The organism is Rhodococcus sp. P3_B8 (assembly GCF_056402775.1).
Genome location: NZ_JBFUGT010000392.1, coordinates 1 through 5,285, shown reverse-complemented (window position 1 = coordinate 5,285; position 5,285 = coordinate 1). Strand labels below are relative to the sequence as shown.

General features: G+C 66.4%; 6 protein-coding genes. All 6 read right to left on the bottom strand.

The window, feature by feature from the left end; genetic code table 11:
• Positions 1-48 precede the first annotated feature (48 nt).
• The gene (locus AC1D1G_RS41210; RefSeq protein ID WP_283332363.1) at positions 49-468 is read right to left on the bottom strand and encodes a metal-sulfur cluster assembly factor; all 420 of its coding nucleotides are present in this window, start codon (positions 466-468) and stop codon (positions 49-51) included.
• Positions 465-980, bottom strand: a complete 516-nt coding sequence (sufU, locus tag AC1D1G_RS41205; RefSeq protein ID WP_283332362.1) for a Fe-S cluster assembly sulfur transfer protein SufU — start codon at positions 978-980, stop codon at positions 465-467. Before sufU ends, AC1D1G_RS41210 begins: the two co-directional genes overlap by 4 nt.
• The gene (locus AC1D1G_RS41200; protein WP_105418540.1) at positions 977-2,236 is read right to left on the bottom strand and encodes a cysteine desulfurase; all 1,260 of its coding nucleotides are present in this window, start codon (positions 2,234-2,236) and stop codon (positions 977-979) included. Before AC1D1G_RS41200 ends, sufU begins: the two co-directional genes overlap by 4 nt.
• 6 nt (positions 2,237-2,242) lie before the next feature.
• On the bottom strand, positions 2,243-3,052 hold the full coding sequence (gene sufC, locus AC1D1G_RS41195; protein WP_477956496.1) for a Fe-S cluster assembly ATPase SufC: 810 nt from the start codon (positions 3,050-3,052) through the stop codon (positions 2,243-2,245).
• A gap of 45 nt (positions 3,053-3,097) precedes the next feature.
• Positions 3,098-4,327: a Fe-S cluster assembly protein SufD gene (gene sufD, locus AC1D1G_RS41190; protein WP_477956495.1), complete on the bottom strand. Its 1,230-nt coding sequence runs from the start codon at positions 4,325-4,327 to the stop codon at positions 3,098-3,100.
• A partial coding sequence (gene sufB, locus AC1D1G_RS41185; RefSeq protein ID WP_477956494.1) for a Fe-S cluster assembly protein SufB occupies positions 4,327-5,285 on the bottom strand: 959 nt, incomplete at its 5' end. The genes sufD and sufB, both read right to left, overlap by 1 nt.

The following is a 5,285-nucleotide window of genomic DNA, read 5'->3' as shown; positions in this document are numbered from 1 at the left end:
GGCGAGATGCATCTCGCCGAGCCCCTCCGCGTTACCCGTAGTGGCTGGTCAGACCGTGAAGCCGAGCGCGCGCAACTGCTCGCGGCCGTCCTCGGTGATCTTGTCGGGGCCCCACGGCGGGAGCCACACCCAGTTGATCTTCAGTTCGTTGCACAGACCGCTGCGCACGAGCGCGCCCCGCGACTGGTCCTCGATGACATCGGTCAGCGGGCACGCCGCCGACGTGAGCGTCATGTCGAGGGTCACGACATCCTCTTCCTCGGTGATTCCGTACACGAGACCGAGGTCGACGACGTTGATGCCGAGTTCGGGGTCCACGACGTCACGCATCGCCTCCTCGAGCTCCTCGAGGCGTTTCGGGTCGGTAATCGCACCCGACGCGGCAGTGGCGGTCTCGCCGCCGTGGTCGGCCGTCGCCTGGTCCGGTACGGCCGTGGCGTCCGCCTCCGGCGTCTGCGTCTCGCTCATGATGCCTGTCCTCCGATTCGAGCTGGTTCGCCGTCTTCTGTCGGAACGGCCGAATCCCGTTCGTCCACGACCCGGTCGTCCACTATCTGGACAACCGCGTCCTTGAATGCCATCCATCCCAGCAGCGCACACTTCACGCGAGCCGGGTACTTCGAGACGCCGACGAAGGCGATGCCGTCCCCGAGGACGTCCTCGTCCCCCTCGACGGTACCGCGGCTGCTGACCATCTCGTTGAATGCGGCAACGGTCTGCAGGGCCTGCTCGACGGGCATCCCGACCACCTGATCGGTGAGCACCGACGTCGACGCCTGGCTGATGGAGCAACCCTGGCCGTCGTACGACACATCCACGACGGTGCCGTCGTCGGCGAGCTGCACGCGCAGCGTCACTTCGTCACCGCACGTGGGATTGACGTGGTGGACTTCGGCGCCGAACGGTTCGCGCAGACCGCGGCCGTGGGGATGCTTGTAGTGGTCCAGGATCACTTCCTGGTACATCTGTTCCATTCTCATGCAGGAACCTCCCCGAAGAACTCCTGTGCGCGCCGCACCGCCGCCGCAAGTGCGTCGATCTCGTCGACCGTGTTGTACAGCGCGAACGACGCCCTCGCCGTGGCCGCGACACCGAAATGACGGTGCAGGGGCCAGGCGCAGTGGTGGCCGACGCGGATGGCGACCCCCTCGTCGTCGAGAATCTGACCGAGATCGTGTGCGTGGATTCCGTCGACCACGAACGACACTGCCCCGCCGCGGTCCTCGGCGGTCGTGGGTCCGATGATGCGCACACCGTCGATGGCACCGAGCGCCGCCAGTGCCGCCTCGACCAGGGTGTGCTCATGCGCCGCGACCGCGTCCATCCCGATCTCCTCGAGATACCGGACCGCTGCGCCGAGTCCGACCACCTGCGACGTCATCGGAACGCCCGCCTCGAACCGCTGCGGCGGCGGCGCATAGGTGGTGCGTTCCATCGTGACGGTCTCGATCATCGAACCACCGGTGATGAACGGCGGCATCGCGTTCAGCAGTTCGCGGCGCCCGTACAGGACACCCACGCCGGACGGGCCGAGCATCTTGTGCCCCGAGAAGGCCGCGTAGTCCACGCCGAGCGCGTGGAAGTCCACCGCCATGTGCGGGACGGACTGGCACGCGTCGAGTACCACCAGCGCGCCGACCGCGCGGGCGCGACGCACCAATTCCTCGACGGGTGCCACCGCCCCGGTCACGTTGGACTGGTGGGTGAACGCCACGACCTTGACGGCGTCGGTCAGCTCGAGCGAATCGAGATCGATCCGGCCGTCGTCGGTGACGCCGTACCAGCGCAACGTCGCGCCGGTGCTGCGCGCGAGCTCCTGCCACGGCACCAGATTGGCGTGATGCTCGAGTTCGGTGATGACGATCTCGTCGCCGGGGCCGAGGTGCCGCTCGAAGCGGTCGTCGCCGAGGACGTGAGTGACGAGATTCAGCGATTCCGTCGCGTTCTTGGTGAACACGAGTTCGTCGCTGTCGGCACCGACGAACGCGGCGATCGCCGCACGCGCATTCTCGTACGCGTCGGTGGCCTCTTCGGCGAGCTGGTGAGCGCCCCGGTGCACGGCCGCGTTACAGGTGGTGAGGAACTCCCTCTCGGCGTCGAGCACCTGGTTCGGGCGCTGTGACGTCGCGCCCGAATCGAGGTACACCAGCGGTTTTCCGTCGCGGACCGTACGCGCCAGGATCGGGAAGTCCTCCCGGATCCGGGTGACGTCGAATACGCGCACCGAGGTGGTCATCTGCTTTTATGCTCCTTGCGTTGCTGCAGCCTGGGTGAAGCGCTCGTAGCCCTTCGCCTCGAGCTCGTCGGCCAGTTCCGGTCCGCCCGACTCGACGACACGACCGCCGACGAACACGTGGACGTATTCCGGCTTGATGTACCGGAGGATGCGCGTGTAGTGCGTGATCAGCAGGATTCCGCCGTGCTCGCGTTMCTTGTACTTGTTCACGCCCTCGGAGACGACGCGCAGGGCGTCGACGTCGAGACCGGAGTCGGTCTCGTCGAGGATCGCGATCTTCGGCTTCAGGAGACCGAGCTGCAGGATCTCGTGGCGCTTCTTCTCACCGCCGGAGAATCCTTCGTTGACACTGCGCTCGCCGAACGAGGGGTCGATGTCCAGCTCGGTCAGCGCTTCCTTGACTTCCTTCACCCAGTGACGGAGCTTCGGGGCCTCGCCACGGACTGCGGTGGCCGCGGTGCGCAGGAAGTTGGACATCGAGACGCCGGGGACCTCGACCGGGTACTGCATCGCGAGGAACAGTCCGGCGCGGGCACGCTCGTCGACGCTCATCTCGAGGACGTTCTCACCGTTGAGTGTGATGGAGCCCGAGGTGATCTGGTACTTGGGGTGACCCGCGATGGCGTACGACAGCGTCGACTTGCCGGACCCGTTGGGTCCCATGATCGCGTGGGTCTCGCCGGAACGAACCGTCAGATTCACACCCTTGAGGATGTTGATCGGGTCGGCGTTCTCGTCGGTGTTCGCGACGTCGACGTGCAGGTCCTTGATTTCCAGGACCGAGGTTTCGGGGGTGGAAGCGTCAGGGGTAGACATTGTGATCCTTCGAAGAAATGGGAAGTAGTGGTCCGGCGGCGCGGGTCACACGCCGACTGCGGCGAGTTCGGCCTCGACAGCAGCCTCGRGGCGCTCGCGAATCTCGGCGACGGCGATCTTGTTGATGATCTCGTGGAAGAACCCGCGCACGACGAGTCGCCGTGCCGCGTCCTCGGGGATTCCGCGGGCGCGCAGGTAGAACAACTGCTCGTCGTCGAATCGTCCCGTGGCGCTGGCGTGGCCGGCACCCACGATCTCACCGGTCTCGATCTCGAGGTTCGGAACCGAGTCGGCGCGTGCACCGTCCGTCAGGACGAGGTTGCGGTTCAGCTCGAACGTGTCGGTGCCTTCGGCCGCGGCGCGGATCAGCACGTCGCCGATCCACACGGTGTGGGCGTCGGGCTTTCCCGAATTCGGATCACCCTGCAGGGCGCCCTTGTAGACCACGTTGGACTTGCAGTGCGGCTGCGAGTGATCCACCAGCAGTCGCTGCTCGAAGTGCTGTCCGGCGTCGGCGAAGTACAGGCCGAGCAGTTCGGCGTCGCCGCCGGGGCCGTCGTACTTGACGGTCGCGGACAGGCGGACGAGGTCGCCGCCGAGACTGATCGCGTTGTGGCGGAGCACCGCGTCACGGCCCAGCCGCGCGTGATGCGACGCGACGTGCACGGCGTCGTCGGCCCAGTCCTGGACGGCGACCACGGTGAGGCGGGCGCTGTCGCCGAGAACGAATTCGACGTTCTCGGCGAACGTGCCGCTGCCGCGCTGGTCGATGACGACGGTCGCCTTCGCGAAGGCGTCGAGCCGGATCTGCAGGTGCCCGAAGGCGACCTTGTCCTCGCCCGGGCCGGTGACCGTGATGTTGATCGTCTCGGCGACCTCGACCTCACGGCCGACCGTCACGACGGTGGCCATCTCGAAACCCGAGTAGGCCTGTGCGGCCACCCGGTCGGCGGGCACGCCGGCCTTGCCCAGCCGGTCGTCGTCACGCCCGACGGTCTCGACCTGGACGGAGTCCGGACCGGCGACGTCGACGGTGACCGTGCCGTTCGCGACGGCCGTTCCGTCGTGCAGTCCGCGGAGTCGGCGCAGCGGGGTGAACCGCCAGACCTCGTCGCGACCACCCGGGATCTCGAAGGCGTTGACGTCGAACGAGGTGAAGACCTCACCCTTGTTCTTGATCGGCGAGCCGGTGGCGGTCCGCGCTATCCGCGGATTCTCGCCTGCGACGGCTCCCGCGACTCCGAGATTCTGGACACCAGTTTCTGGCGTGGTCACTAACCCACCGCCCCTTCCATCTGCAGTTCGATCAGGCGGTTCAGTTCCAGGGCGTACTCCATCGGGAGTTCCTTGGCGATCGGCTCGACGAAGCCGCGCACGACCGTGGCCATGGCCTCGTCTTCGGTGAGCCCGCGGCTCATCAGGTAGAACAGCTGGTCGTCGCTCACCTTCGAAACGGTGGCCTCGTGGCCCATGGTCACGTCGTCCTCGCGGATGTCGACGTACGGGTAGGTGTCCGAGCGGCTGATCTGATCGACCAGCAGCGCGTCACACTTGACCGTCGACTTGGAACCGTGAGCACCCTTGTTGACCTGGACGAGTCCGCGGTAGGAAGCGCGTCCGCCGCCACGTGCCACCGACTTGCTGATGATCGTCGACGACGTGTACGGCGCGAGGTGCAGCATCTTGGCACCGGTGTCCTGGTGCTGTCCCTCACCGGCGAATGCCACGGAGAGAACCTCGCCGCGGGCGTGCTCGCCCATCATCCAGACGGCCGGGTACTTCATGGTGACCTTCGACCCGATGTTGCCGTCGATCCACTCCATGGATCCGCCGGCCTCGACCTTGGTGCGCTTGGTGACCAGGTTGTAGACGTTGTTCGACCAGTTCTGGATGGTCGTGTAGCGGCAGTGGCCGCCCTTCTTCACGATGATCTCGACGACCGCGGAGTGCAGGGAGTCCGACTTGTAGATCGGCGCCGTGCAGCCCTCGACGTAGTGCACCGAGGCACCCTCGTCGACGATGATCAGGGTCCGCTCGAACTGGCCCATGTTCTCCGTGTTGATGCGGAAGTAGGCCTGCAGCGGGATGTCGACGTGCACACCCGGCGGGACGTAGATGAAGGAGCCACCCGACCACACCGCGGTGTTCAGCGCGGAGAACTTGTTGTCGCCGGCCGGGATGACCGTGCCGAAGTACTCCCGGAACAGCTCGGGGTGCTGCTTCAGGCCCGTGT

Coding starts and splice junctions, on each gene's coding strand:
- AC1D1G_RS41210 (WP_283332363.1), bottom strand. CDS start 468: ATGAGCGAGACGCAGACGCCGGAGGCGGACGCCACGGCCGTACCGGAC.
- sufU (WP_283332362.1), bottom strand. CDS start 980: ATGAGAATGGAACAGATGTACCAGGAAGTGATCCTGGACCACTACAAG.
- AC1D1G_RS41200 (WP_105418540.1), bottom strand. CDS start 2,236: ATGACCACCTCGGTGCGCGTATTCGACGTCACCCGGATCCGGGAGGAC.